Annotated in this window: 27 protein-coding genes and 1 pseudogene; 21 read left to right on the plus strand and 7 right to left on the minus strand. The window is 59.8% G+C overall.

Annotated elements, in window-relative coordinates; genetic code table 11:
- Window positions 1–563: 563 nt before the first annotated feature.
- The 6 genes and pseudogenes from NKJ09_RS24075 to ltnD form a co-directional block, all read right to left on the minus strand.
- Entirely contained in the window at window positions 564–770 is a 207-nt protein-coding gene (locus NKJ09_RS24075) for an SDR family oxidoreductase (RefSeq protein WP_084642602.1), read from the minus strand.
- Window positions 695–943: an SDR family oxidoreductase gene (locus tag NKJ09_RS24080; protein WP_023718657.1), complete on the minus strand. Its 249-nt coding sequence runs from the start codon at window positions 941–943 to the stop codon at window positions 695–697. The genes NKJ09_RS24075 and NKJ09_RS24080 overlap by 76 nt, the downstream gene beginning before the upstream one ends.
- Window positions 933–1,688: an SDR family NAD(P)-dependent oxidoreductase gene (locus tag NKJ09_RS24085; protein WP_352494531.1), complete on the minus strand. Its 756-nt coding sequence runs from the start codon at window positions 1,686–1,688 to the stop codon at window positions 933–935. The genes NKJ09_RS24080 and NKJ09_RS24085 overlap by 11 nt, the downstream gene beginning before the upstream one ends.
- 160 nt (window positions 1,689–1,848) lie before the next feature.
- A pseudogene (otnK, locus tag NKJ09_RS24090) lies at window positions 1,849–3,115 on the minus strand (3-oxo-tetronate kinase).
- Entirely contained in the window at window positions 3,112–3,894 is a 783-nt protein-coding gene (gene otnI, locus NKJ09_RS24095) for a 2-oxo-tetronate isomerase (protein WP_023718654.1), read from the minus strand. Before otnI ends, otnK begins: the two are co-directional and overlap by 4 nt.
- A 13-nt stretch (window positions 3,895–3,907) precedes the next feature.
- Window positions 3,908–4,837, minus strand: coding sequence for an L-threonate dehydrogenase (gene ltnD, locus NKJ09_RS24100; RefSeq protein WP_352494530.1), 930 nt, complete (start codon window positions 4,835–4,837; stop codon window positions 3,908–3,910).
- 154 nt (window positions 4,838–4,991) lie between these two features.
- Between ltnD and otnC the strand changes: the two genes are divergently transcribed.
- From otnC to NKJ09_RS24170, 14 genes are all read left to right on the plus strand, one after another.
- Entirely contained in the window at window positions 4,992–5,657 is a 666-nt protein-coding gene (otnC, locus tag NKJ09_RS24105) for a 3-oxo-tetronate 4-phosphate decarboxylase (RefSeq protein ID WP_023718652.1), read from the plus strand.
- A 95-nt stretch (window positions 5,658–5,752) separates the two neighbouring features.
- Window positions 5,753–6,262, plus strand: a complete 510-nt coding sequence (locus NKJ09_RS24110) for a flavin reductase family protein (RefSeq protein ID WP_023718651.1) — start codon at window positions 5,753–5,755, stop codon at window positions 6,260–6,262.
- Window positions 6,263–6,314: 52 nt separating this feature from the next.
- Entirely contained in the window at window positions 6,315–7,463 is a 1,149-nt protein-coding gene (locus tag NKJ09_RS24115; protein WP_352494529.1) for an LLM class flavin-dependent oxidoreductase, read from the plus strand.
- Between the two features lies 1 nt (window position 7,464).
- A complete protein-coding gene (locus NKJ09_RS24120) occupies window positions 7,465–8,289 on the plus strand; it encodes an ABC transporter substrate-binding protein (protein ID WP_031193900.1) in 825 nt (274 codons plus the stop codon).
- 56 nt (window positions 8,290–8,345) lie between these two features.
- Window positions 8,346–9,008 (plus strand): amino acid ABC transporter permease, encoded by a 663-nt coding sequence (locus NKJ09_RS24125; RefSeq protein ID WP_352494528.1) that lies wholly within the window; start codon window positions 8,346–8,348, stop codon window positions 9,006–9,008.
- Between the two features lie 2 nt (window positions 9,009–9,010).
- Window positions 9,011–9,667 (plus strand): amino acid ABC transporter permease, encoded by a 657-nt coding sequence (locus NKJ09_RS24130; protein ID WP_023718647.1) that lies wholly within the window; start codon window positions 9,011–9,013, stop codon window positions 9,665–9,667.
- Window positions 9,664–10,422 (plus strand): amino acid ABC transporter ATP-binding protein, encoded by a 759-nt coding sequence (locus NKJ09_RS24135; RefSeq protein WP_023718646.1) that lies wholly within the window; start codon window positions 9,664–9,666, stop codon window positions 10,420–10,422. Before NKJ09_RS24130 ends, NKJ09_RS24135 begins: the two co-directional genes overlap by 4 nt.
- Before the next feature lie 36 nt (window positions 10,423–10,458).
- Entirely contained in the window at window positions 10,459–11,220 is a 762-nt protein-coding gene (locus NKJ09_RS24140; protein WP_023718645.1) for an SDR family NAD(P)-dependent oxidoreductase, read from the plus strand.
- Window positions 11,221–11,324: 104 nt separating this feature from the next.
- Window positions 11,325–11,711 (plus strand): Rid family hydrolase, encoded by a 387-nt coding sequence (locus NKJ09_RS24145; protein ID WP_352494527.1) that lies wholly within the window; start codon window positions 11,325–11,327, stop codon window positions 11,709–11,711.
- Window positions 11,712–11,806: 95 nt separating this feature from the next.
- A complete protein-coding gene (locus NKJ09_RS24150) occupies window positions 11,807–12,556 on the plus strand; it encodes a GntR family transcriptional regulator (protein ID WP_051409654.1) in 750 nt (249 codons plus the stop codon).
- A 117-nt stretch (window positions 12,557–12,673) separates the two neighbouring features.
- Window positions 12,674–13,624 (plus strand): MurR/RpiR family transcriptional regulator, encoded by a 951-nt coding sequence (locus NKJ09_RS24155; protein WP_352763973.1) that lies wholly within the window; start codon window positions 12,674–12,676, stop codon window positions 13,622–13,624.
- Between the two features lie 267 nt (window positions 13,625–13,891).
- Window positions 13,892–14,968 carry an ABC transporter substrate-binding protein gene (locus NKJ09_RS24160; protein WP_352494525.1) on the plus strand — a complete coding sequence of 359 codons (1,077 nt, stop codon included), beginning with the start codon at window positions 13,892–13,894 and terminating at the stop codon, window positions 14,966–14,968.
- Between the two features lie 61 nt (window positions 14,969–15,029).
- Window positions 15,030–15,845: an ATP-binding cassette domain-containing protein gene (locus NKJ09_RS24165; RefSeq protein ID WP_023718640.1), complete on the plus strand. Its 816-nt coding sequence runs from the start codon at window positions 15,030–15,032 to the stop codon at window positions 15,843–15,845.
- 39 nt (window positions 15,846–15,884) lie between these two features.
- Window positions 15,885–17,087 (plus strand): sugar ABC transporter permease, encoded by a 1,203-nt coding sequence (locus NKJ09_RS24170; RefSeq protein ID WP_023718639.1) that lies wholly within the window; start codon window positions 15,885–15,887, stop codon window positions 17,085–17,087.
- A 218-nt stretch (window positions 17,088–17,305) separates the two neighbouring features.
- Here NKJ09_RS24170 and NKJ09_RS24175 read toward each other — a convergent pair whose 3' ends face one another.
- A complete protein-coding gene (locus tag NKJ09_RS24175; protein ID WP_352494546.1) occupies window positions 17,306–18,340 on the minus strand; it encodes a LacI family DNA-binding transcriptional regulator in 1,035 nt (344 codons plus the stop codon).
- Window positions 18,341–18,512: 172 nt separating this feature from the next.
- On the opposite strand from NKJ09_RS24175, the gene NKJ09_RS24180 reads away from it, so the two are divergent.
- The 7 genes from NKJ09_RS24180 to NKJ09_RS24210 all read left to right on the plus strand — a co-directional run bounded on the left by NKJ09_RS24180 (window position 18,513) and on the right by NKJ09_RS24210 (window position 25,815).
- On the plus strand, window positions 18,513–19,559 hold the full coding sequence (locus NKJ09_RS24180) for a sterol desaturase family protein (protein ID WP_023718637.1): 1,047 nt from the start codon (window positions 18,513–18,515) through the stop codon (window positions 19,557–19,559).
- 97 nt (window positions 19,560–19,656) lie between these two features.
- A complete protein-coding gene (locus tag NKJ09_RS24185) occupies window positions 19,657–20,622 on the plus strand; it encodes a sugar ABC transporter substrate-binding protein (RefSeq protein WP_352494524.1) in 966 nt (321 codons plus the stop codon).
- 113 nt (window positions 20,623–20,735) lie between these two features.
- Complete coding sequence (locus tag NKJ09_RS24190; RefSeq protein WP_352763977.1) at window positions 20,736–21,776, plus strand: ABC transporter permease; 1,041 nt, start codon at window positions 20,736–20,738, stop codon at window positions 21,774–21,776.
- Window positions 21,773–22,795, plus strand: a complete 1,023-nt coding sequence (locus NKJ09_RS24195) for an ABC transporter permease (protein ID WP_502897180.1) — start codon at window positions 21,773–21,775, stop codon at window positions 22,793–22,795. The genes NKJ09_RS24190 and NKJ09_RS24195 overlap by 4 nt, the downstream gene beginning before the upstream one ends.
- Window positions 22,796–22,922: 127 nt before the next feature.
- A complete protein-coding gene (locus tag NKJ09_RS24200) occupies window positions 22,923–23,768 on the plus strand; it encodes an ATP-binding cassette domain-containing protein (RefSeq protein ID WP_023718633.1) in 846 nt (281 codons plus the stop codon).
- Between the two features lie 86 nt (window positions 23,769–23,854).
- Window positions 23,855–24,859 (plus strand): Gfo/Idh/MocA family oxidoreductase, encoded by a 1,005-nt coding sequence (locus tag NKJ09_RS24205; RefSeq protein ID WP_023718632.1) that lies wholly within the window; start codon window positions 23,855–23,857, stop codon window positions 24,857–24,859.
- Window positions 24,856–25,815, plus strand: coding sequence for a sugar phosphate isomerase/epimerase family protein (locus tag NKJ09_RS24210; RefSeq protein ID WP_023718631.1), 960 nt, complete (start codon window positions 24,856–24,858; stop codon window positions 25,813–25,815). The genes NKJ09_RS24205 and NKJ09_RS24210 overlap by 4 nt, the downstream gene beginning before the upstream one ends.
- The last annotated feature ends 1 nt before the right edge of the window (window position 25,816 follow it).

A 25,816-nucleotide genomic window follows, 5' to 3' on the forward strand; every position in this document is an offset into this window, starting at 1 on the left:
GGCAGACCGTCGTCGCCGATCAGCCGCCGGACTTGTCGAGAACTGGAACTGTGCGCGATTTCGCCCGGTCGGCTTCCATCGTGACGCAAAAAATGCGGACCGCCGCGGACGGGTACAGTCGGTCCCGCGTCTCGGTCTGCGGCCGGCGCTATGCTGACGCTCCTACGGCTGTCCCGTTCACCGCCCGCGGCGGGGGCGAATTTCCTCCGTCCCGCGCGCGACAACTGTCCACTGTTGCGGACGCGCGCAGGACTGCGGGTTATACGCCATCTTTCTTAGAGCGCCGACGACCGCCGGCGCGAAGATCAACGCGGTGCGTCGTTTGGAAAGACGAATGAGGACGGCGTCATCGCTACTATTCGCTCCCGTCGATTCTCTCCTCGATGGGACGCACCGGGAGATAGGCGTTCGTCTCCAGCCATTCGCGCAATAGAGAGCCCATCCAACTACAAATTTGGGAGGCAGGGCTTGCTCTCCGAATTCTTGCATCCAAGGTCAGCGATGGGAGTGTCGTGCGCACCCGATGGTGAGGTTCACTATCGGCCGTTCCCGCTCGCATCGGGTCAACTCCCCAGGCCACCATCCACCACGTGCACCTGGCCGGTAACGTAGCTGCTCATTGAGGATGCCAGATAGAGGGCGACGCTGGCCACCTCGTCAGGGTCGGAGTGGCGCTGCAACGGAACGGCCTTGTTCACCGCCTCCGTGACATTGACGCCGCTGATCGCGCTGATGCGGTTCTCGATTTCGTGCTGGAACGTGTTGTGGATCGGACCTGGATTGAGGCATTGACGCGGATGCCGCGCGGCGCGAGCGCCCGGGCCGCCGCGCAGACCACGCCGACCTGCGCATGCTTGGCGACGGTGTAGCTGATGTTCTGCCCCGCACCTTCGCCACCACGCAGGCCGGCGAGGCTTGAGATGACAATGATGCTACCGGGCACTGTAGCCGCCGTCGGCCATCAAGATATGCCCTGTCACGAATGACGCGTTCGGACCAGCAAGATAGACAAGGGCATCGGCGATTTCACTAGGTTCGGCCCAGCGGCCAATGGGATGGGCGCTCTTGATGGCCGCCTCGCCTGCGGCTGGGTCGTCCAGGCCTTCGAGGTAGCGAGTCAGGAACGGCGTATTGATTGATCCTGCTCCAACAGCGTTCACACGGATGCCTCGGGAAGCATAATCTACGGCCATCTGTCGTACCAGTTGAAGCAGGGCGCCTTTGGCCGCGCAATAGGCTGCCTGTTCCGGCAAGCCGACGACGCTTGAAATGGATCCCGTCGCGACGATCGAACCGTGGCCACGCGCGAGCATCGAAGGCAGCGCGCGCCTCGACATCAGGAAGAAGGATTTGGCGTTCGCATTCATGACAGCGTCCCACTCATCCTCGCTGGTTTCGTGAGCGGACTTCGAAATGATGAAGCCGGCGTTGCTGACGAGCACGTCGACCGGACCGAACCGCTGTTCTGCCGTCGTGAATATTTTCTCGACGTCAGCGACCTTGGTGACATCAGCGGCAACCGCGACGACATGATCGGGCGAGTCTCGTTCCAGTTCGTCGACGGCCGGGTTAAGATCTGTTGCGCATACCTTGGCACCGTTTTCGATGAAAAGTGAAACTGCAGCCCGGCCGACACCTCCCGCCGCTCCTGACACGACGACGGTTTTGCCCTCAAAGCTACTGGTCATGATGGTTCTCCGATCGTTGATGTTGGTACTAAATTGTAAGCGGCTGGCTCGGGGGTCGCTCACAGAGAGAAAGCAACCCTGTCTATCAGGCGGCCAGAGCCGAAACCGACGGATCAGCCCGACCCACGTTCCTTTCGGCCGTCGTATCCTCTCTTCGTTTTCAATCGAGCCTCGCAAGCGCTTCCGCAAAGAAGTTTACGTCGCCGAAATTGCCGGATTTGAGTGCCATCATCAGTTCGCCTCCCGGGTATCCGATGGTGCGCAGCATCGGGACGCCGGGGGCAAGTTCATCGCCGACCTCGAACGAGCCGATCGCCAGCTTGTCCACCACGGCGCCCGAGGTCTCGCCTCCCGCCACCACGAGCCGCCGAACGCCGGCGTCGACGAGCCCGATGGCGATTTCCGCCAAGGCGTTCTCGATCGTCTGCCCGGCCTCGTGCTTGCCGTGCTGCCGCTGGAGGGCTGCAACCGCATCGGGGCTGCCGGAGGACGCGATGAGCACTGGCCCAGCCGCGAGCTGCCGTCGAGCGAATTCAAGGGCCTCTTCGACGGCGCCGCCGCCGCCGGAGACAATGCGCTGCGGATCAAGGCGTAGCACCGGCATATGTCTTTCGGCGGCATCGATCTGCTCCAGTGTCCGGGCGGAACAGCTGCCGGCAATGACCGCCGATCGGCCACCGACAGCAGCAAGGTTCCATTGATCCCCGGGCTGGGCGTGCGGCCAGAGCGGCCCTTGCGAGTCCGTAGCCAAGTCCGGACGCACCCGTCGAAACGGCGCCGCCGGACGCCAATTGGCCGAGGACATCGAGATCGCTGTCCCAGATGGCGTCGGCGATGATCGATTTGCGCCGGCCAGGCATTGCGGCGATCTTCGCTCTGCAGCTTTCCAGGCCAAGTGCGACCGTCTGGCAGTCGAGACTGTGAACAGCGTGCTTGGATTGCCTCGCAAGAACACGCGTAAGATTGGCGTCATGCATCGGGTTCAAAGGATGGTGCCGCAAGGCGCTTTCGTTGAGTGGGACATCGTTGACGAACAGGTGCCCCTTGTAGACGGTGCGTCCGGTTTCCGGAAACGCCGGCGTAACCACGGTCCAGTCCTGTCCAGCCCGCTCCATGAACGCATCGGTAACCGGACCGATATTGCCCGCATCGGTCGAATCGAAGGTCGAGCAAATCTTGTACATGACGTGGCGGGCGCCGATCCGCCGGAGCAATTCCTCGGCGGCGAGCGCACTTGCGACCGCATCGACAGCCGGCACGGAACGGATCTTCAGCGAGACCACAAGCGCATCAATCGTTTCGAACAGACGGCTATCGACCGGGACTCCTATGGTCTGGACGGTTCGAAGGCCGCATTTGCGCCAGGTGTTCGCAAGATCTGAGGCCCCGGTGTAGTCGTCGGCTATGGCTGCGAGAATGACCGTCACTGCCTGCGCCCCCTATACGGCGCAAACCAGCCAAGGCCAGCTTTCGTCTCGCCAGCGGGCTGATACTCGCAGCCGACAAAACCGGAATAATTGCTCGTCTCAAGCTGTTCGAAGAAGTGCCGATAGTTGACCTCGCCGGTATCCGGCTCGTGCCGTGCAGGCACCCCAGCTATCTGGACGTGCCCGATGAGCGGCTGCAGATGCCGGAAGCTCTCGGTGATGTCACCATGCATGATCTGTCGATGGAACACGTCGAACTGAAGCCTGACGTTCGGGTGATCGAGTTCCTCAATAAATGCTGCGGCACGCGCAAAGTCGTTCAGGAAATAACCGGGCATGCTGCGGCCGTTGATCGGTTCCAACAGAAGGTTCAGGCCTTGGGCGGCCAGCTTCGATCCGGCGAAGTCCACGGCACGCCTGTAGCTTCTCAACGCTTCTGCGTCTGACGGGTCCGCAAGGCCGGCCATCATGTGGAGGGAGCGCACGCCAGTCGCCGGGGCGTAGTCCAGCGCCTTGTCGACGCCTGACTGGAACTCTTCGAAGCGATGCGGCAGGGCAGCGATGCCGCGTTCGCCCGCAGCCCAGTCTCCGGGAGGAAGATTAAACAACGCCAGTTCGAGTTCGCATGCCCTCAGTCGGCTGCCTACGGTTTCGGGTGCGAATTCATAGGGGAACAGGAATTCCACGGCTCCGAAGCCGGCTTCCGCGGCAGCCTCGAAGCGGTCAAGGAACGACCATTCCGTGAACATCATGGTGAGGTTGGCGGCGAAGCGTATCATGCGGCGAGATCGATCATGATGCCGCCTTGGCTGTTGGCAGCGATGCGCCGGACAACTTGGCATAGGTGCGTGCAACCGACGCGTCGTCGTCATGTCCCATGCCTGCGCCCGAGGTCGCGAGATACATCTGGAGGGCCGCCGCTGCGAGCGGCACGGGATATTGTTCGGCCCGAGCCATGTCCTGGAGAATGCCCAGATCCTTGACGAATATTTCAACCGAACTCAGCGGCCTGTAGTCGCCATCGAGGATATGCGGGACACGGTTCTCGAACATCCAGGAGTTTCCCGCGGACGCGGTTATGACCTCGTAGACAGTGGAGAGGTCCAAGCCGAGCTTGGATGCGAGCACCATGGCCTCGCATGCGGCCGCGATATGGATTCCTGCCAGATGCTGGTTGATCATTTTCACCGAAGCGCCGATGCCGGGTTCGTCGCCCAGGCGATAGACCTTCGCCGCGACCGCATCCAGGACATGCCGCGCCCGTGCGAAGGCATTCGGGCTGCCCGACGCCATGATCGTCAGGGCGCCGTTCGCGGCTTTCGCTGCGCCGCCCGAGATCGGGGCGTCGAGATAGAGGATTTCGCGCTCCGCGAGGCGCGAGGACAGGCGTTTTGCCTCCGACGGCGCCATGGTCGCTGACGAAATGAATACCGAGCCCGGTGGCATCACCGGGAACACGCCGCCGTCGCCGAAAAGCACCGCGTCGGTCTGCGCGCTGTTCACGACGACGCAGAGGACGACGCTCGCATTGGCAACAGCTTCGCTCGGTGATTCCGCTATCCGCGCGCCGCTTGCAACCAGCCTTTCCGCAGCGGTCGCGGAGGGATCGTAGCCGACGACCGCGTGTCCGCGTCGCACAAGCGAACTCGCCATGCCAAACCCCATCGAGCCCAACCCGATGACGGCGACGTTTGATTTTTCCGCGCTTTTGCCAGCAGACATGCGTATCCAACCTCTTGCTTTCAATCCAATCATAATGCAGATTATCTACAATCTGCAACGGGCTGTCGCCGCACTTTTGAGATTTTCAGGTTGGCGTCCGTGGGTAAGCTCAGTGCGTTTGGCTTCGTGCCATGCGCCTAGAATCTCGGGTGATATGGATCAGACGAAACTCTGTGAACAGATTGTCCGCTTCGGCAGGTCGCTGTTCGATCGCGGACTCACCCCCGGTTCCTCGGGAAACATCTCTGTTCAGCTCGACGAAGGCGGCTGGCTTGTGACCCCGACAAACGCGTCGCTCGGATTTCTGGATCCAGCGTCCATTTCCCGCCTTGACGCAAAGGGCAATCTTGTCTCGGGCGACAAGCCGACGAAGGAGATCCCCCTGCATTCCGCGCTCTACGACACAGTCAAAGGATCTCGGGCTGTGGTGCATCTGCATTCGACGCATTCGGTCGCCGTCACGATGCTTCCCGAGATCGATCCGAAGTCGGTGCTGCCGCCGATGACGCCGTACTATCTCATGCGCGCTGGCCGAACGGCGCTGGTGCCGTATTTCAGGCCGGGCGATCCGGCGGTCGCCGGGGCCATCAAGGGATTGGCCGGCAAATATACGTCGGTCCTGCTGGCCAACCATGGGCCGGTCGTGACCGGCAAGGACCTTGAGGGCGCCGTCTTTGCGATCGAGGAACTCGAGGAAACAGCAAAGCTGTACCTTCTGCTGCGCGGTCTCAACCCGCGATATCTATCTGCGGAGCAAGTCGAGGATCTGGCCAGGCAATTCCCGCTCCCGGGCCCTGACGGAGCGCACGACCACCATTAAACAAGGCAGTTTCGTCTGGAGCGGGGTGGTCCAAAAACACATTGACAGATTGTAGACAATCTGCAATTTTGAAGATGGGAACAAGGAAGCAAATAATGCTCTCGCAGGACCTGAGTACCGAGCATTTCCGGCAATCGATGCGGCGCGTGGCGTCGACGGTCTGCGTGATCTCGTGCAGGCACGACGGGCGCCGATATGGCATTACCGTCACGTCGGTCACGCCGCTCAGCTTCGCTCCCATTTCGATCCTTGCGTGCGTCAACCGCAACTCGTCGATCAATGTGCCGCTCAAGGAAGAGGGGCAATACTGCATCAACGTGCTTCGGGCCTCGCAGGCTGACATATCCAACTCTTTCAGTGGCGGACGGCCGTCCGAGAGGCGTTTCGACATTGGCGAGTGGACCGAAAAGGACGGCATCCCCTACCTGGCAAGCGCGCAGGCGAACCTGTTTTGCGAGATGGATCAGGCGATCTCCTATGCCACGCACGACATCATCATCGGGCGGGTCGCAGGGGTGGCATTTGCCTCCGATGTCGACCCGCTGATCTACCATAACGGCGCCTACGCGCTGACTTCACCCATGGTCCTGCAGAAGGCTGGATAGGACTGTTTACCAACGTCGACAGCCGTCGCCGAGGGATCTTAGGAGCAAATGAATGCAGCTTGGCCTTTTTAACCTGATGACGCTTCGCGATCATCCCGACGGTGCCCAGGGCGTGATGCGCGATACCCGCAAAATGGTGGAGACCGCCGATGAGCTCGGCTTCGATGTCGCGTGGTTCGCCGAACACCATTTCGCCAACTATTCGAGTTCGCCGTCGCCGCTGATGATGTGTTCCTACGCGGCCGGATGGACCAAGCGGATCAAGCTAGGCCCGGGCGTTATCGTGCTGCCGCTCTACAATCCGCTTCGTGTCGCCCAGGAGATCGCGGTCGCCGACACACAGACCGAGGGCCGCCTCGTCATCGGCCTGGGTACCGGCTATCAGCGCTATGAGTTTGATCGCTACAACATCGTGCTGGACGACAGGGTCGACGTTTTCCTTGAGTATTGGGACGTCATCGAAAGAGCGCTCGTCGATGGCGAGGTCGAGTACAAGGGAAAGTACATTTCCCTCCCCAAGACCAGCTTCGCGATCAGCACCCAGCAGAAGCCTCTTCCCCCGATTTTTGTGACCTCCTCCCACCCGAAGCTTCTCGATCGCTTCAAGAAGTGGAAGGCGGTCCCGTTCCTTGCAGCCAGCACGCTCGGATCGCCCGTGCTCTACAAGATGGTCGACGGGCTCAACGACGCCTGGACATCCATCGGCGAGCAGCCTTCGACCAAGCCCTTGGCGATCATGCAGTACCTGGCCATAACCGACAGCCGCAGCGAGGCATTGGTCGTGGCGGAGCGGGCCCGGTACGTGGGGCGTATGGCGCATTATCTGCGCCAAGCCTCGCCGCCGCTGGACGACAACAGCTACATCAGCAACCAGACGTTCGAAGGCGAGTACACGCTCGACCAATATGCGGACAACATGGTGGTAGGCGATCCGCACGCCGTTGCCGAGAAGATGGTCGCGGACATCAAACGTCTCAATCCAAGCAACTACACCTGCAACTTCTCCTTCGGCTGCATGCCAATCGAGTTGGCGCATCGCTCGCTCGTTCGATTCAAGAACGAAGTCGTGCCCCTGATCGAGAAGGAAGTGGGACCTATCGAAGCTCGGCGTGACACCCAGGCTGGCGAGAAAGGCGAGTTGAGCGGTCTCAATTGCTCAGCCAACAAACTACTTGGTCTGCAACAAAGAAAAGGGGAATGAAATGAAAATGGTTATGAGGGCTCTGCTGGCTACGGCGGTCGCCACATTCACGCTGGCTGGTCAGGCGCATGCCGACTCCGCGCTCGACACGATCATCAAGAACAAAAAGCTGCGTTGTGGCATCATGCTGGACAGTCCGCCTGCCGGCTTCCGCGACTCGAACAACGAGCCCGACGGGTATGACGTGACGTACTGCAAGGACATGGCAAAGGCGCTTGGCGCAGAGCCGGAAATCATCGAGACGCCTTCGCCGGATCGTATCCCGGCGCTGGTTTCGAACCGCATCGACGTCCTTATCGCCTCGACTACGCCGACCCCGGCACGTGCGCTGACCGTGGCGTTCACCCAGCCATACACCAACAACGTCATGGCGGTCGTGACCCGCAAGGACACCGGCATCGCCAAATACTCTGACCTGGCATCCAAGAAGCTTGGTGGTGTCGTTGGCACCACGCCTGAGCAACTCTTCAAGGATGAGCTGGGCAAGGGCTGGGAGGGTACGGGTGCGACCTACACCGGCTTTGCGAGCGATGCGGAAACCTTCCTGGCTCTGCAGCAGGGCAAGATCGACGCCATCGTGATCAATGTCGCCGTCTTCAACTCGCTATCGCAAAGTGGTCAGTTCCCAGAGTTCGTGATGGCCGGACTTGCCCCTCTCGCCGACTTCGGATCGATTGCCGTCAAACGTGACGACCAACAATTCCTGAACTGGGCGCGGGTTTTCGTGTTCACTCAGGTTTCGAACGGGCGTTGGGCCGAGGTGTACCACAAGTACTACGGCAATGGTCCGCTGCCGCCGCTGACAGCTGAAGGCATTAACTTCTAAGCATAGAGCTTATGCCGGCAGGAAAACCCTGCCGGCATGAGCATGGGATGATTGGCATGAACGGCTATCAGTTCTACTGGTCCATAGTCTGGGATTCACTGCCCCTGCTGCTGGCCGGAGCCTGGGTGACGATCCAGATCACCATTCTCGCCTTCATTATCGGCACGCTCATTGCGATGCCCATGGCTGTCGCGCGCCAGCAGGGCGAGGGATGGGCCTACCGGTTTTCGACCTGGTGGGTGGAGCTGTCGCGCAACACGCCTGCTGTCTTTCAGCTCTATCTATTTTATTTCGGGCTGGGCGCCTTCCACATCAACATCCCCAGCTACGCCGCCGTCCTCATCTCCGTTTCCTTCAACAACGCCGGATACATGACAGAAATCTTCAGGGGTGGTCTCAACGCCATCCCGCGACAGCAGCTGTCGGCTTCGCGCTCACTCGGCATGACCAGCCCGCAGAGCTTCATCCATGTGATCTTTCCACAGATGTTCAAGGTGATCTTCCTCGCCTATGTCACTCAAGGCATCTGGGGAATGCTGAACACCTCGCTTGGCATGCTGGTCGGACTGCAGGAGCTCTCGGGCGCCACGCAGTACGCGCAGTCCGCATCCTTCCGGACATTCGAGTTCTTTCTGGTCACGGCGCTGATCTATTACCTCATCGCCAAAGGGCTGCAGTTCTCGTCCCACCTGGCCTTCCGCCTCATATACAGGAGCTAGGCGTGCAGTTTCAGTTCGCAAACCAAGGCCTCGCCTGGTCGGATGCTTATTTCCTGGCTCAGGGGCTGCTCAACACCGTCAGGCTGGCCGCCGCAGCAACCCTTGTCGGCACCCTTGCCGGGATCGTCCTTGGCTGGTTGCGCACCGTGTCAATGACCGTGAGGATCGCCACGGCCCCCTTCATCGACATCCTGCGCAGCGTGCCGATGATCATCCAGCTGATACTCGCGAACAGCCTTCTATCGATCCTGGGCTTCGGCACTTCACCCTTTTGGTTCGGTACCGTCGCACTTGGTGCCTGGATGTCGGCAGTAACTGCCGAGGTGGTCCGGGCGAGCCTGCTCTCAGTCCCGGTTCAATACCGCAAGAGCGCTCGCTCGCTCGGCATGAACGGCTACCAGGAGCTCTTGTACATATCCATGCCCCTGGCATTCAGGACGGGTCTGGCTCCGTGGATCGGGCTCGTCCTCAGCCTGATCAAGGACAGCGCTCTCGCAGGCGTGGTCGGATACATCGAATATATGCGTTCCACCCAGATACTCATCACCAGGACACATGAGACCTGGCTGCTGCTGATGGGTGCGGGGCTTTTCTATTTCCTTATCTGCTATCCTGTTTCCCGGTACAGCCGGCACCTCGAAAGAAAGGTCCGCGTATGATCCGCATCAGCAACGTCCAGAAGGCCTTCGGATCGGTGATCGTGCTCAAGGGCATCGATCTCACGGTCGAAAAGGGCGAACTCGTCTGCCTCATTGGCGCGAGCGGGTCGGGAAAATCTACGCTCCTGCAATGCATCAACGGGCTCGAACCGATCCAGGGTGGCGAGATCCTCGTAGACGGCATCAGCGTCCACGATCCGAAGACGGATATCAACAAGCTGCGCAGCAAGCTGGGCATCGTCTTCCAGCAGTACAACGCCTTCCCGCACCTCACGGCGCTGGAAAATGTCGCGCTGGCACCCCGGGTGGTCTCAAAGCGAAGCCGCGCTGTGGCGCGCGCACTTGCGCAGAAGCACCTCGAGCATGTGGGGCTGGGCGACAAGGGCGACAGCTTGCCGTCTCAGCTCTCAGGCGGCCAGCAGCAGCGTCTCGCCATCGCCCGAGCGCTTGCAATGGAGCCGAGCTACATGCTCTTCGACGAGGTCACCTCCGCCCTGGATCCCGAACTTGTCGGCGAAGTGCTTGAGACCATGCGCCTCCTGAAGAGCGAAGGAATGACGATGGTGGTTGTCACGCACGACATCAATTTCGCTCGGGAATCGGCGGACCGCGTGGCCTTTCTCTGCCAGGGCGAAGTCTGCGAAATCGGCACGGCCGAAGAGGTGATCGACAATCCCCGCAAAGAACAGACACAGAAGTTCCTGCGGCGCGAGAATCGCAAGCCCCTTGAAATCGTCAGAAGCTCAGTCGCCTAGCGAATTCCATCCAAACGCAGCATCGAAGGGTAACTCATGATCTCGTTCAATCTCACGGGAAAGGCGGCGCTTGTCACCGGGGGCGCGTCGGGCATCGGCCTCGAAACCGCGCGCATGATGGCCAAGGCAGGCGCCAAGGTCGCAATCAACTATCTACCGGCCGACCAGAGGGGCGAGGCTGCTCTCGCTGGGCTCCAAAGAGAGGGGCTCGACGTTATCGGTGCTCCAGGCGATGTCGGCGACGCCGGGCAGGCCAAGGCAATGGTGCTCGAGGCGGTGGCGAAGCTCGGCCGTCTCGATCTGCTTGTCAACAACGCGGGAATACCGGGCGTGAAGGTCCCGGTGCCGATCAACGACCTGGACAGCATAACGGAGGAGCTTTGGGCAAATCTGCTGAACGTCAACCTGATGAGCGTTTTCAGGTGCTCGAAGGCCGCGGCGCCTGCTCTCAAGGTGGCCAAAGGTTCGATCGTGAACACCGCTTCCATCGCCGGCTTCGGCGCCGTGGCCAGCACCATCGCCTATAGCGGCTCCAAGGCCGCGGTCATCAACCTGACGAAGAACCTGGCGCGTGCGCTCGCGCCCGATGTGCGGGTCAACGCGGTGGCGCCCGGCGTCGTCGAAAGTTCGTGGGCGATTGAATGGTCGGTGGAGCGTCGCCAGAGCACCCTCGCCAGCACACCTCTGAAGAAAGTCTGCACCACGGCGGATGTCGCGGAGCTTATCGTCTTCCTCGGTTTCGCCGGCGCGCTGATCACCGGTCAGACGGTGGCGATCGATGGCGGCATCTCGATCTGATCAGCACTGGAGAACGGCATGGAACTCGTGAAGCTAAAGTCCGGCAGCATCCTGGAAGAGAAGGAAGGCTATTCGCGGATCGTCGCCCTCGACACTGGATCTTCATGTCCCTGACCGCAGGACGCGACTACAAGACCCGTGTGATGCCTGAGACGGCCGTCGAGCAGGCAAGGCAAGCGATGAAGAACGTCGAAGGCGCGCTTGAGGCGGTCGGCAGCAGCCTTGCGGATGTTGTGCGGCGACGCATCTTCATTCCGCGCCAGGAAGACGTCCCGGAAGTCATGGCCTATATGGGCGAGAAGTTCCGGGACATCTCTCCGGCAAGCTGCGTCAGCTGTGGTCCGTTGGGCGGACCTGAGTATCTCTTCGAAATAGAGCTCACTGCGTATCGTGGTGCTGGCTCCCTTCCGGCGAAGAACCTGGTGGTCTCGCTCAAACAGCAAGTCAGGCGGGACAGAACGTTTTCCACTTATTCCGTAAGGATAGCTTAGTGGCAGGCTTCTCATTAGATTATCGCATTCGTATATAGTCTACATTCCGAATGCCTGTGCAGCCGATCTCCTGCGGTCGCCTTATGAGGATCCTGATGCGACACGCAAATGAAACAGGCGCCATTCTGGCTCCCATGACGCAGATGGAAAGCACGCAGTTCGCTGCGGAGCAAATCCGGAACGCGATCATTGCCGGGCACTTCAAGCCCGGCGACCGGCTCGTCGAGCAACAGCTTACCGACATGTTGAACGTCTCCCGGCATCCGGTCCGGGAAGCATTGCGCCTGCTTGCTCGCGAGGGGTTCGTCGAGATCAAGCGGAACAAGGGAGCATCTGTCAGGGCGGTGGACGCAGACAGCGTCATCGAAGTCTACAATATCCGGATGGCTCTAGGAAAAATTGCCCTGGACCATCTGCTCGCGGAACCAGGTCGCCTAGCTTCGGTTGACCTCAAGCGTCTCGAAAAATTGGCTGAGAATGCCGTCAAGTTTGCTAACCTCGATAGCCAGGTCGAGACCGTTCGCAACGATCTTGAGTTCCAGCAAGCGATCATTGACGCGACGGGATTGCAGCGGACCATCCGCTACTTTTCCGAGCTGACCGCAGATGTGAGGCGCTTCAACCATCAGTTGGGCGTTGTCTATACAGACCGAAAGGGCGACGCCGAGAAGTATGTCGTCAAGCTACTCGAAAGCTTGCGCGACGGAGATCTCCGCACTGCGCATGAGATCTGGCAAGCCAAGTTCTCGAAGGCTCTCGAGCGCTACCTTTCGCTGATTGCCGACAGTGAATCAGATGGGGCGAGCCGCAACAGCGTGAAGACCGGTCGACCCTCACGTCGGTAGCAAGGGACGGCCTCGCACGAAGCATCTTCGCGCGTTGATTGTCCTCCCGATTTCGGCATCTAGGTCATGATGCGGCTCGGGCTTGATCGCCAACATGCACGCGCTTTTGCTTAAACAATGTTGCACCTGATTTCACTAGCAGAATCGACGCAGACGCGTCATTGTGCAATGAATATTGCGAAAGAGTGCAACATGAAACCGACCGCTGAAGCGCCGCGTGACTATGAAGAGCTCATCCGGCTCATCCACGACCGCTACGACGAAATGAGCAAATCCTACCAGAAGATCGCGCTCTATCTCACCCAGAATCCTAACGACGTTGCTGTCAGGTCGGTGAATGCAATTGGGGATAGCAGCGGAGTGCATGCCTCAAGCTTCGTGCGCTTTGCGCAGGCGCTCGGTTATGAAGGCTTCAAGGAACTCCTGTCTCTCTTTCAGAAGCGCCTGTCGACCGCCGCGCCCGGCTTCGAGGCTCGTATCAAGGCGCTGGAAGGCGAATTGGGAGCGCGAACAGATCGTAGCGAAGTCGGATTCATGCGCGACCTCGTGGTTCGCGACATTGCCTCGCTTCAGGACATGCTGACACAGATACCACCCGAGGATCTGGCCAAGGCAGTGACCCTTCTCGAAAAGGCCGACGCGATCTACCTGATCGGGCAGTTGCGATCGACGCCTGTGGTCGAACTTCTCCGCTATATCTTGACGATGCTGGGCAAACGTTGCGTGCTGCTTGATCCCGGCGGCGGACTTGCTACGCATATGGCGCGCATGATCCGCAAGACCGATGTCTTGTTTGCCGTGTCCTTTCGCTTCTACGCCAATGAAGTGGTCAATGTCGTGGAAGAGGCCGCTCGCAGCGAAGTTCCGATAATTGCTATTTCCGACAGCACGCTGTCTCCGCTAGCCAAGAACGCCAGTGTTCTCTTCGCCGTACCGGAGCATGAATATACCTTTTCCCGTTCGCTTGCCGCCCCAATGTGCCTCGCCCAGGCGCTGACGGTTGCACTCGCGGCGCGACTGCAGAACAACGCTGTCAGTCCGCGCATACCCACCGTCACCGGGCAGTAGCGGTTCCCCGACAACAACCCGGGCGTTCCGCGTCCTTGGCATTCCGGTTGCGAACCAAGCGCGCCAGGTGCACTCGAGCCTGGATGTCGCAATAGAAATTGCGCGTTTCGCACGATGCAAAGATTTCATTGTCGCATCGTTGACACATCGTTCATTGCGGAATATTTATATCTTGCAATTTTCGTTGCAGCCTATCCTTAAACCGGTTCGGGGGTGCCCCGTGCCGTCGTGAAGGGGGGCGAACTGAGTATTCCATGGGAGGAAACTATGAAGCGACTTCTGACCGCATTTCTGACGGCAACCGCTATGGCAAGCGCCTTGGCGGCGGCACATGCTCAAGATGCCAAGAAAGTGTTCTTTTTACTGCCGAATACCACGACAATTCGCTTCACAAGCCGGGACGCGCCGTTCTTTGTCGCGGCAATGAAGGAGAAGGCGCCGAACGCTCAGGTGACCGTGCAGAATGGCGAGGGGGATCCGGCGCGGCAGCAGCGGCTGGTCGAAGACGCCATCACCCAAGGCGCCAGCGTGATCGTGCTCGCGGCGACGGACGCAAACCTCGCCGCTGGCAGTCTTAAGGCGGCAGCTGATGCGAAGGTGCCGGTGGTCCTTTATGATCACGACGCGGTCGGCGGCAAGGCCGAAGCGCACGTCGTCTTCGACTCATTGTCAGTTGGCCAAGCCCAAGGCAAGCGCGCCGCCGAGCTGATCAGCGCAATGAAGAAGTCGCCGGTCAAGGTTGCGCGCGTGAAGGGTAATGAGGGCGAATACGGTACAGGCCAGTATGAAAAGGGCCAGAACGAATTCCTTCAGCCGTTGATCGATTCCGGCAAGGTGAAGGTCGTCTGCGAGCAGTACACGCAGAACTGGGATCCGGCGCTGGCTCAATCTTTCGCCGAAGACTGCCTGACCCGCAATGGCGGTGATGTCGATGTCTTCCTCGGCATGAATGACGGTACCACCGGAGGCTCGGTTGCCGCTCTGATCAGCCAGGGGGCCAAGCCTGGCGACAAGCTGGTGACCGGCGGACAGGACGCGACCGTTGAAGCGTTGCGGTACGTCGCACAGCGATGGCAGGACAACTCCGTGCTCAAGGATCTCAAGGTTGAAGCGACCTATGCGGCGGACGTCGTGGCTTCGATCCTGAATGGCAAAGGAGTGCCAAAGGATCTGATCAACGGCAAAGTGAACAACAAGTTCATGGATGTGCCGGCTGTCTTCCTGCCGGTGAAGAACATCACCTTGGATAATCTCTCGGACGTCGTCACCGCCGGCGTCTGGACCTGGCCAGAAATCTGCAAGGGCATCGAAGACACCGAAGTCTGCAAGAAGAACAACAAATAGCGAGATCGACCGAAGGACAGCGGCGCTCGCTGTCCTTCGGTCACCTGATGGGAGGAGCCTGATGGTCAAAGCGGCAGCAACCCGCGGCGGCGCCGATGTTCGTGCGGCGCATAAATCCACGCCGCTAATTTCGATGCGCAATATCCGTAAGTCGTTCGGGTCGGTCCATGCTCTTCAGGGGGCTTCGGTGGACGTCCACGCCGGCGAGGTGGTCGCCCTGGTCGGCGACAACGGCGCCGGCAAGTCCACGCTCGTCAAGATCATGGCGGGCGTCTTCGGCTTCGACTCTGGAGAGTACACCATCGAAGGCCAACCGGCGAAAATCGGCAATCCTGCCGACGCCACTGCCCTTGGGATCCAGACCGTCTATCAGGATCTAGCGCTCTGCAACAATCTGGACGCCGTGCAGAACCTGTTTCTCGGGCGCGAGCTGACCGGTCCGACATGGTTCGGCCGACGGATCCGGCGTGCGGAGTGCGAAGTTCGTGCCCGCGAGGTGCTGACGCGCATGCGACTCGGCCAGCTGTCACTGACGCGTCCTGTCGGAGCAATGTCTGGCGGCCAGCGACAGAACATAGCCATCGCACGTTCCATTCTGTGGACGCCGAAGGTCGTCATATTCGACGAGCCGACAGCCGCACTCAGCCACTCCGCAGCCGAACAGGTCTCGGCCCTGGTCCGCACGTTGGCCGACGAAGGGCTCGGCATAGTCGTGGTTAGCCACGACATCCACAATTTCGTCGTCAACGCCACCGACCGCATAGAGGTCATGCGCCTGGGCGCGAACGTCGCGAGTTTTAAATCGAGTGAAGTGACAGGCGAGCAAGTGGTCAACGCGATGGTCGGTGGCAACGAGGCAGTCAACCTCGCTGGCTGAGCCCCGCGGGGCGAAAAGTATCAGAAGGATACGTCAAGAATGGCAAACTCGGCCGCCGCTTCCGGTGACGTCAAACGCCGCACCATCGGCGAAGTGCTCAACAGCGACATGCGTGCGCTGCCCGTCATAATCGGGCTGGTGGCGCTGTGGGTGTTCTTCGCGCTCCAGAGCAATGTCTTCCTGACACCGCAGAACCTGTCGAACCTGCTCGTCCAGAGCACGGTTGTGGGCATCATGGCGATCGGTCTGATGTTCGTGCTGCTGGTCAAGGAAATAGACTTGTCGGTCGCAGCGATCAACGGCGTGACATCGGTCCTGATGGCCAAGCTGGTTGTCGACTACGGCGTTTCGCCCTGGCTGGCGGTGACGGTCGCAATCGTAATGGGTGCTGCTATCGGCAGCTTTTCGGCGCGCTGGGTCACGTTTGTCGGCGTACCGTCCTTCGTGGTGACGCTGGGGCTCGGACTGGCTCTCAATGGCTTGCAACTCGTGCTTTTGCCTCCGACCGCCCGCTACGGTTTGATGGGAACCGGTATCGACAAGATTGCAGAGACTAAGATTTCGGGGATCACGTCATGGAGCGCGCTGGCGATTGGGCTCGTCGCGTTTGCCGCTCTGGTCCTGTCGGGCATTGCCCGCAGAAAGCGCGCCGGTCTGGAAGCTTCCCTGTTCAGCCGATTTGTGCTGCCGCTCGGCGCGGCCGCGATTTTTGGCGCCATCGTCGTGATGATCCTCAACGCACATCAGGGCATACCAGTTGTGGTTTTGATCTTTGCAATCCTGCTCGGGATAGGCGGGTATATCCTCAAGGAAACCCGGTTCGGCCTCTATCTTTATGCGGTCGGCAACAATGACGAGGCTGCGCGACGGGCCGGCGTCAAGGTTGCGCGCATCAAGATGGCGGCCTTCGCTATTGCCGGCGCTATCGCTGCGCTGGCTGGCGTACTGGGCGCGTCGCGGGCACTAGGCGTTGGCGTCTTCTCCGGTGGCGGAGTAGGGGGCGGCACGCTGCTGCTGGAATCAATTGCCGCCACCGTCATCGGCGGCGTCAGCCTGTTCGGCGGCCGCGGCTCCATTCACGCGGCCCTGTTGGGCGCGCTTGTTATCGGAACAGTCCAGAACGGGCTCAACCTGATGGGCGTCGAGAACTACGTTCGCCTCATCGTGACGGGACTGCTTCTCGTGCTGGCGGTATCGATCGACAAGCTGATCGAAAAGGCCATGGGTCAGCAGAATTTCTGATTTGCTTCAAACCCACTCTGAACGACCGAATTCGATACCTTGGCGGTCGTTCAGTTTCGAAGGTTCGATGACGCGATCTGACCCGAAGCAGACTCGCAGGTGAAGCAGGGCATAGCCGCTCCGCGCCCAAATATAGCCGTTGAGGTCCGTTTGTGCGTCACCTGAAAGCGACATCCTATCGGGTCGCAGGACGCCCGCGCCAGTAGCTGACATCTGCGTCAGATATTCTCCGGCGTGACGATTTCAAAAGGTATGGATCGCTGAAGGGTGGCAAATGGTGCTTGCGGTCCAATGACATCGATCATCGTTTGGACAAGAAGGGCCGAGGTCGATTCGAGCGGGTGGCAAAGAGCTGCAGTGATCAGGCCCTCAGACAGTCCCTTTCGAGTTTCGGGTCCAATGTCACGGCATACTACTTTGATACCCGACCGCCGCTCAGGAGACACCTCCCTCAAGGCACGAAGTACACCAGTTATTCCGCCGCCGACGATCAGAATTCCGACAAGATCGTCAGTCGATTTCAGAAGCTCAGTCACCATTCGATAGGCCTCACTGGCTTCCTCGTGGGTCGGACGGCTTTCCTCTACCGCTAGCCGTGGAGCGTGCTCGCGCAAATAGGAACGGAAACTGGCGTCTGACACATCCTGGCATTGATACCGGTGGTTGCCTATGAAAACCGCTATACGACCCGGTCCGTGAGTGGTTTGGGTAATCAGGAAGGCTGCAGTGCGCCCCAGCTTCCAGTTGTCGGTGCCTACATATGCGGCCCTTTCCGGCGCGGACTGATCCGTGATGTAGGAGACAACCGGTTTGCCCATCTCGTTCAGCGAACGGATGGCCTGGCCAATGATGGGATGATCTGCCGCGACCACCGCAACGGCGTCGCATGAATCGCCCAGCGCAATCAGACCGCTCGCGATTGTCTCCGGCGTCAGCAGATCCACGAAGTCGACTATTGGATCGATGACCTCGTCGCGACGCTCGCGACAGGCGGCAATAATCTTCTTCCCGAACAATTGGTAGAGATCACGGGTCGACTGCTGAAGCAGGAAGCCCAATCGGTAGTGTGGAGATATTTTACGAGCCCGATCATCAATGGCTCCGATTCCGTAAAACCCAATTTCCTCCGCTGCGCTTTGTACTCGTTGGACGGTCTTCGGGCGTACTGAAACGGTGCCACTTAGAATTCGATTCACGGTCGCCACCGAAACGCCTGCCGCAGTAGCGAGATCGTGGATTGTCGGTCGCCTCATGAGCTCCATCCCATCTATATCATCATGACTGATATTAAATGATACAAATGTCGCTTTGATACTATTTTCGCCTTCTAGAAATATCAAGCCTCCGATATGAATGCCACCCAATTGAGGGCCGATGTTTGGACGAGCCCAGTTGGGAATAGCTCCGCAGGGAGGCGCTGTTACGATGGATGACCTTCAGTATGGAACGCGCGATAAACGCGGTAACTGGGCTCCGCATCGCCGGGCCGAGCCGGCGCCAATCTGGCATCATCCGTTCAATGCAAAGAAGGTGGTGGCGTGGATTCCTGAATTTCTCTGGCCGTGGAACGCCTTTCATATTGCCACGTCGATTATTTGGGTGAACTTCCTTATCCCAAGCTGGCAGAGCCTCGCGACCTTCTCAGTTCTCAACTACTTCTGGCTATACGGCCTAAACGCCGCCGGCATATTCCTTTTCTATGGCTTCTTCGAGCTGCGCTATTACTTCCAGCGGAAGCAACAGAACCGCTTCAAATATAATCCAAAATTCCCTTCGGACGCGCCGTCTGACGTGTTTTGGTTTCAAAGCCAGAACATCGACAATTTCACCCGCTCGTTTTTCGTCACGATACCACTATGGACAGTGGTCGAGATCGTGATGCTGTGGGTCTATGCAAACAGCTGGGCGGTCTGGCTGCCATGGACGACGAATTGGCTTTACCTCTCGTTCCTGGTGCTTATCGCGCCGGCGGTGCATGAGGTCTATTTCTTCTTCCTTCACCGGGCGATCCATTGGCCGCCGCTCTACAAATGGGTGCATTCGGTCCACCATAACTCGATCAATCCAAGTCCCTGGTCGTCGCTGTCGATGCACCCAGGCGAAGGCTTCCTCTATCATGCTGAAGCCTGGCTGCACCTGTTGATCCTTTCTAATCCGGTCTGCGCCTACTTCACGCTGCACGGAGCGGGATTTGGAGCGGTGAACGGCCACCTCGGCTTCGAGACATTCGAAATCACCGACAAGGTTAAACTCGATAGCCATTCGTACGTGCACTACCTACACCACAAGTATTTCGAGGTGAACTACGGCGGTGATGGGCTGGTACCCCTCGATAAGCTGTTCGGCACTTGGCACGACGGCAGCAAAGAAGCCGATGAGGTCATGAAGGCCCGCTTCCGCAAGAAGAAGGAAAAAATGCGTGGCCAGCAGGAAGGCCGCAGCGATCCCACGTCTGGAATGCCGGCGGAATAACGATCCAAACGCTGTTTCGACTGCGCCTGAGAGGAGTGGGCCCGGGACAGCAAGACTTTTTTGTTGAGACCCCACGGGGTAAATTGGGAGGAAGATTATGAAGCTTTTCAAGACACTCGTGTCGACAGCGGTGCTGATTGGATTCAGCGCCGGCGCGACGCTCGCTGCCAATATCTTCGTGGTTGGCGGCAAGCCGGACGATCCGTTTTGGTCGATCGTAAAGCGCGGTGCTGAAGACGCTGGCAAGGTCGTCGAGGCCCAAGGTGGCAAGGTCACCTGGCTCGGGCCGCAGAACTATGACAATCTGGGCGTGGACGCCGCCGAATTGATCCGTCAGGCCATCGATCAGAAGGCCGACGCCATCGTCGGCCCGGACTGGGTGCCGGAAGCGATGGACCCGGCGTTCAAGGCAGTGAGGGATGCTGGCATTCCCCTGATCATCTACAACGCCGGCGGGCTGAAAGCGGCCGATCGTCTTGGCGCCATGAACTATGTCGGCTCAGACGACTACAAAGGCGGTGTCGCGGCTGGCGAGTACCTCACCAAGGCCGGCAACAAGAAGGGCGTCTGCATCAACACGCTGCCCGGCGCCGCCAATATTGAGGCCTTCTGCGGCGGCTTCAAGGAGGGGATGAAGAACGGCGGTGGCGAAGCCGACGTCCTGCCATTGCCCGCTACATCCTTCGGCTCGGCAACGGCCGTCGCCCAGGCGGTCAAAGCCTATCTGCTGCAGCACCAGGACGTGAATGCCGTCTTTACCATCGGCAACGTTGACGCCAACTCGGCCATGAACGGCCTTACCCAGGCCGGCAAGGTTGGGAAAGTGCAACTCTGCGGCATGAACTTTGACGAAACCATCCTGAACAACATCAAGGATGGCAAGCAAGCCTGCGCGATCGACCAGCAAGGCTACCTGCAGGGATACCTAGCTGTAGCGATCCTGAACGGCCACGTCAATTACGGCTTGGCGGTGCCCACCCGCGAAATCCTTACGGGACCAGGCATCATCGACAAGACAAACGTCGACGCCACCATCGCCGGTGTGAAAGCAGGGGCGCGATAATCCTCCCGCCTGGGCCGCCCTCGCTTTACAGCGGGCGGCCCTTTTTCCCTCTCTCTGCGGCGGCCACATCGCGGCCGGCCGCGTGATCGCGGATTACCCTAATGGCACATCCCGTGACGTCCACATTAACCCCGGCGCCTCACCGCACGCGGTCCGGACTAGCCCTCGGCCGGCTGGCGCGTCGACCAGAGGCGGGCTCGTTCCTCGGGCTGGTCGCAGTTCTGCTTTTCTTTGGCCTGTTCGGCGGAAGTGCCTTCACGTCGGCAGCCGGCACGGCCAGCTGGTTGAACATCGCGTCTGAGATCGGGATCATCGCGCTGCCGATAGGGTTGCTGATGATCGCCGGGGAACTCGACATCTCGGTCGGTGCCGTGATCCCCGCGGCGTCTCTCACCGCTGCCATCGTCTCGGGTCACTATGGGTTGCCCAACTGGCTTGGCATAACGGCCGCGCTTGGTCTCGGCCTCGCTGTCGGCTTTCTCAACGGGCTGTTCGTGACGAGAACCACCATCCCGTCGCTCACAATCACCATTGGCACCATGTTCCTCACGATGGGTCTGACGCTAGGTCTCACCGTCAAGATCGCCGGCAGCACCGGCGTCTCGCTCGTGCCGGACCCGCTCACCAAGGTAATCTTCGGCGACTATCTCGGCGGCATGTTTCAAGTCACGATCCTATGGTGGGTGGTGTTCGTGATTGGCTTGTTCTGGCTATTGCACATCTCCCCGATAGGCAACTGGATCTATGCACTCGGCGGTGACAAGGAGAGCGCGCGTAATGTCGGCATTCCGACCAAACGGCTGACCATTGGTCTGTTCATGCTGTCCGGCTTCAGCGCCGCTTTCGTTGGGGTCAGCGAGGTGATGGTTTACCAGAGTGCGCAGGTTCTGGCCGGTCAGTCCTTCATCTTCAATTCCATCATGTGTGCGGTCATTGGGGGCGTTCTGCTCACGGGCGGCTTCGGCTCGATCGTTGGCATCGTGTTTGGCACGATTACCTTCTCGATCGTGAACCAGGGCATCTACTTCACGAGCATGGATCCCAACATCGGTAGCGTCATAATTGGCGCGCTTCTTTTGATCGCGGTGCTGACCAACGACACCTTCCGGCAGCTGGCGCTCAGCTATTCGTCGAAGAAGGGGCCGCAGTCATGATGGACGCAATCAAATCGGTGCTGCGCCGTCCCGAAGCCGGCTCGATCCTCAGTCTTATCGGCGTCGTGCTGTTCTTCGTTCTGTTCGGCGGCGCCAGTTTGGGCACGCTCGTTGGTGCAGCGAGTTGGGTCAATTTCGCGGCCAATCTGGGCATTGTCGCCATTCCAGTCGGGCTGCTGATGATCTCGGGCGAACTCGACATCTCCATCGGCGCTTTGATCCCCGCGGGTTCCATGACAACCGCCATACTCACCGGCTATTACGGACTGCCCATTGGGGTGGGAATTGCTGGGGCGCTGACAGTCGGCGTGGCGGTCGGCCTGGTCAACGGCCTGCTGACGATCCGCACCTCCGTGCCCTCGCTAATCATTACTCTGGCCACGCTGGTCGCCATGCAGGGGGTGGTGCTCAGTGCTTCGGTGCTTCTGACCGGGACTGCCAGCGTTGCCCTGACCGCGCCGGGCTGGGCCAAATTCCTGTTCGGCCAGTTGATCGGTGGCAGTCACCAGGTCATCATCATCTGGTGGATCGCATTCGCCGTGATCATCGGCTTCGTTCTGCACAAGACCCGTTACGGCAACTGGCTGTTTGCAATGGGCGGCGATCGTGTCAGCGCCCGCAACGCCGGAATTCCGACAGACCGCATGACCATTGCGCTGTTTGTGTTGTCCGCAGTCAGCGCCACCTTTGTTGGCATCTGCCAGGCGATCCTGTTCAATTCCGCCCAAGTCTCCGGCGGCATGAACTTCATCTTCAACGCCATCGTGTCCGTGGTGGTGGGCGGCGTATTGCTGACCGGCGGTTTCGGGTCGGTTGTTGGTATCTTCGTCGGCACCATCACCTTCGCCATAGTCAGCCAGGGCATCTACTTCACCCAGATCGACCGAAACTGGTCGAACCTGATCATCGGTGTGATGCTCTTGGTGGCCGTGCTGATGAACCAGTCGTTCCGCGATTTGGCTTTGTACTTCAGACCGCGGGGTAAGCGAAGCCTGCCGCGGGAGCCAGCAAACCCATGAGAAACGAGTTGTTACAGCAGCCGGGCCCTGAACTCGCTTCCGTCAACGGGCATCGAGCTTCGATGAATACCCTGGCCGATCAACCGCATCAGCCAAGCCGGTTCGCAGATGAAGAGGTGCGCACGCCATGAACGACAAACCTGCCATTCTCGAGCTGAAAAGCGTCAACAAATCCTTCGGGCCGATCGATGTCCTGCACGATATTTCGCTGAGGGTGCGCGCCGGCGAAGTGCTTTGCCTTCTCGGCGACAATGGCGCCGGCAAGTCCACCCTCATCAAAACCCTGGCCGGGGTCCACAAACCAACCAGCGGCCAGATACTGATGGATGGTCAGCCGGTGACCTTTACTGGGCCGAGTGATGCGCAGGGACGGGGCATCGCCACGGTGCACCAGTTCGGCGGCACGTTTCCGCTGATGAGCATCGGGCGGTCCTTTTTCGTCGGCGTCGAGCCGACCAAAGGTTGGGGACCGTTCAAGATCTACGACCGCAAGCGCGCCAACGAGATCGCGGTGAAAGCGGTCCGGGATTTCGGAATTACCCGCATTGATGACGGTGACCGCCTAGTCGGCGGCCTGTCGGGCGGAGAGCGCCAGTCGCTTGCCATTGCCCGCGCTGTGTATTTTGGAGCGCGCGTGCTGATCCTGGATGAGCCGACCGCGGCGCTCGGCGTCAAGCAGGCCTCCCACGTGCTGCGTATCGTCAATGAGTCCAAGAAGCGTGGCTTGGCGGTGGTCTTCATCACCCATCAGGTCATGCACGCCATGACTGTCGGCGACCATTTCGCGGTGCTGATCCGCGGCGCCATCGCCGATGATTTCCGCAAGGGCCAAAGGTCCCGCGAGGAGATCACGGATCTGATGGCTGGCGGCGAGACCATGGCCGGCCTGGAAGCCCAGGTCGAAGGTTACATGGCCGAGCATGAAGGCCATCCGCCGTCCTTCCAGGTGCTGGAGGGATCAGCCGCTCCGTAGACCCTTCCCTGGAGCCCCGGCAAGTCGGCTGCGCATCACGGCGCGCCGCTGCCCCGTAAATTAGAAACGCAAAGAATAGGACTAAGATGACAATCCGCATTGCGGTGATCGGCGCCGGCCTGATGGGCGCAGATCATGCCAAGATAGTCGCCGAGGAGCTTCCAGGCGCAAAGCTCCAATTGATCTGCGACATGGATCAGCAGCGCGCTCGCCTGGTCGCCGATGCATGTGGTGCCGTCGACATTGCCACCGACCCCAACGGCGCCATCGCGCGGCACGACGTGGACGCCGTGATCATTGCGAGCCCCGATTTCACGCATGCACCTCTCTCGATGGCCTGTATTGCCATGGGCAAGCGCGTTCTGTGCGAAAAGCCCCTTTCACAATCGTCCGCTGACTGCATCGCCGTGATGGAAACCGAACAGAAGGCAGGGGCGAAATTCGTCCAGCTCGGCTTCATGCGGCGTTACGACCGCTCCTATCAGGAAATGAAGCAAGCGCTCGATAATGGTCATCTCGGCCGGGCGCTGATGATGCACAATTTTCACCGCAATGTTGAGACACCTGCGGCCGATTTTACCGGCGCTATGGCCATCACGAATTCGGCACCGCACGAATTCGACGTCGTGCGTTACGTGCTCGGGACAGAATATGCCTCTATTTCCGCGTTCCAGCCGCGCCGCTCGGACGCGCGTGTCGCACCTGTCGTCATGGTGCTGGAGACGGTGGACGGGCAGCTCGTCAATATCGAGATCAACAACAACGCCGCCTACGGCTATGACGTCCGCGCCGAACTGATCGGCGAGCGCGGAGCGGTGGCGACGAACAACATTGCCTACACCCACAGGGAGTCGGCGCTTGCCCAAAGCACAAGCTACGACGCCGACTGGCGGACCAGGTACTATGATGCCTATCGCCGCCAGAACCGCGACTTCCTTCGCTTTGTCATGACCGGTGAGTTCCCCACGACCGCCTCGGATTGCTGGGACGGCTATTGCGCCGCAATCGTTGCCGAGGCTGGCGTGAGTGCGTTGAAGGAAGCCCGTCGTACGCCTGTGCAGATGATTGCAAAGCCGGAGTTCTACGCGTGAAGCTGGGTTTCGTTTCAGACAGTCTCGGCAATCTGCCGTTCGACGCGGTGCTTAATCATGCCCAGCGCATGGGGGTATCCGGCATCGAAGTAAACGCCTGCGGCTGGTCGACCGCCCCGCATTTCCGGCTTTCGTCCATGCTGGGTAACAGGGAAGCGCAGAAGCGGTTTGCTGCAGCCTTCGAGGAACGCGGCCTGGAGATCATCAGCCTCAACGCAAACGGCAATCCGCTGCACCCGACCGATCCGGCCCAAGGCCAAGGATTGAAAGACACGATCCGCGTCGCCGGAGAGATGGGCATTCGCACCGTCTGCACCATGAGCGGTCTGCCGGCTGGCAGCGCTGGCGACAGCATGCCGAACTGGGTCGTCTCGTCTTGGCCGCCGGAAACGCAGACCATCCTTAGATATCAATGGGAAGATAAGCTGATACCCTTCTGGACCGAGATCGCGGCGCTGGCGAAGGAAAACGGTGTCGATCGCATCGCGCTCGAACTCCACGGCAATCAGTGCGTATACAACGTGCCCTCGCTCCTGAAACTGCGGGAAGCGGTCGGACCTGTCCTAGGCGCCAATCTCGACCCCTCGCACCTGTTCTGGATGGGCGCTGATCCTCTCGCTGCCGCCGACGCGCTAGGCGAGGCCGTCTATCACGTTCACGCCAAGGATACGATGCTCAACCGGCCGGTTCAGGCAACGACCTCGCTGCTTGAGAATGGGAGCCTGATGAACATTCCGGCACGGTCCTGGAGCTACATTACACTTGGGTTCGGGCACGGCGAGGAGTGGTGGCGGCAGTTCTGCTACCGACTCAAGATGGCTGGCTATGACGGCTGGCTTTCCATCGAGCACGAAGACGTCCTTCTGAATTCGCTGGAGGGACTCGAGAAGTCCGTCGCGCTGCTCCAGGGCGTGATGCCGTCCGCTCCCGCAGACTTCAAACCGCAAGATATCTGAG

Source organism: Mesorhizobium sp. M0189 (assembly GCF_040322135.1).
In the GTDB taxonomy this organism is placed as follows: Bacteria; Pseudomonadota; Alphaproteobacteria; order Rhizobiales; family Rhizobiaceae; genus Mesorhizobium.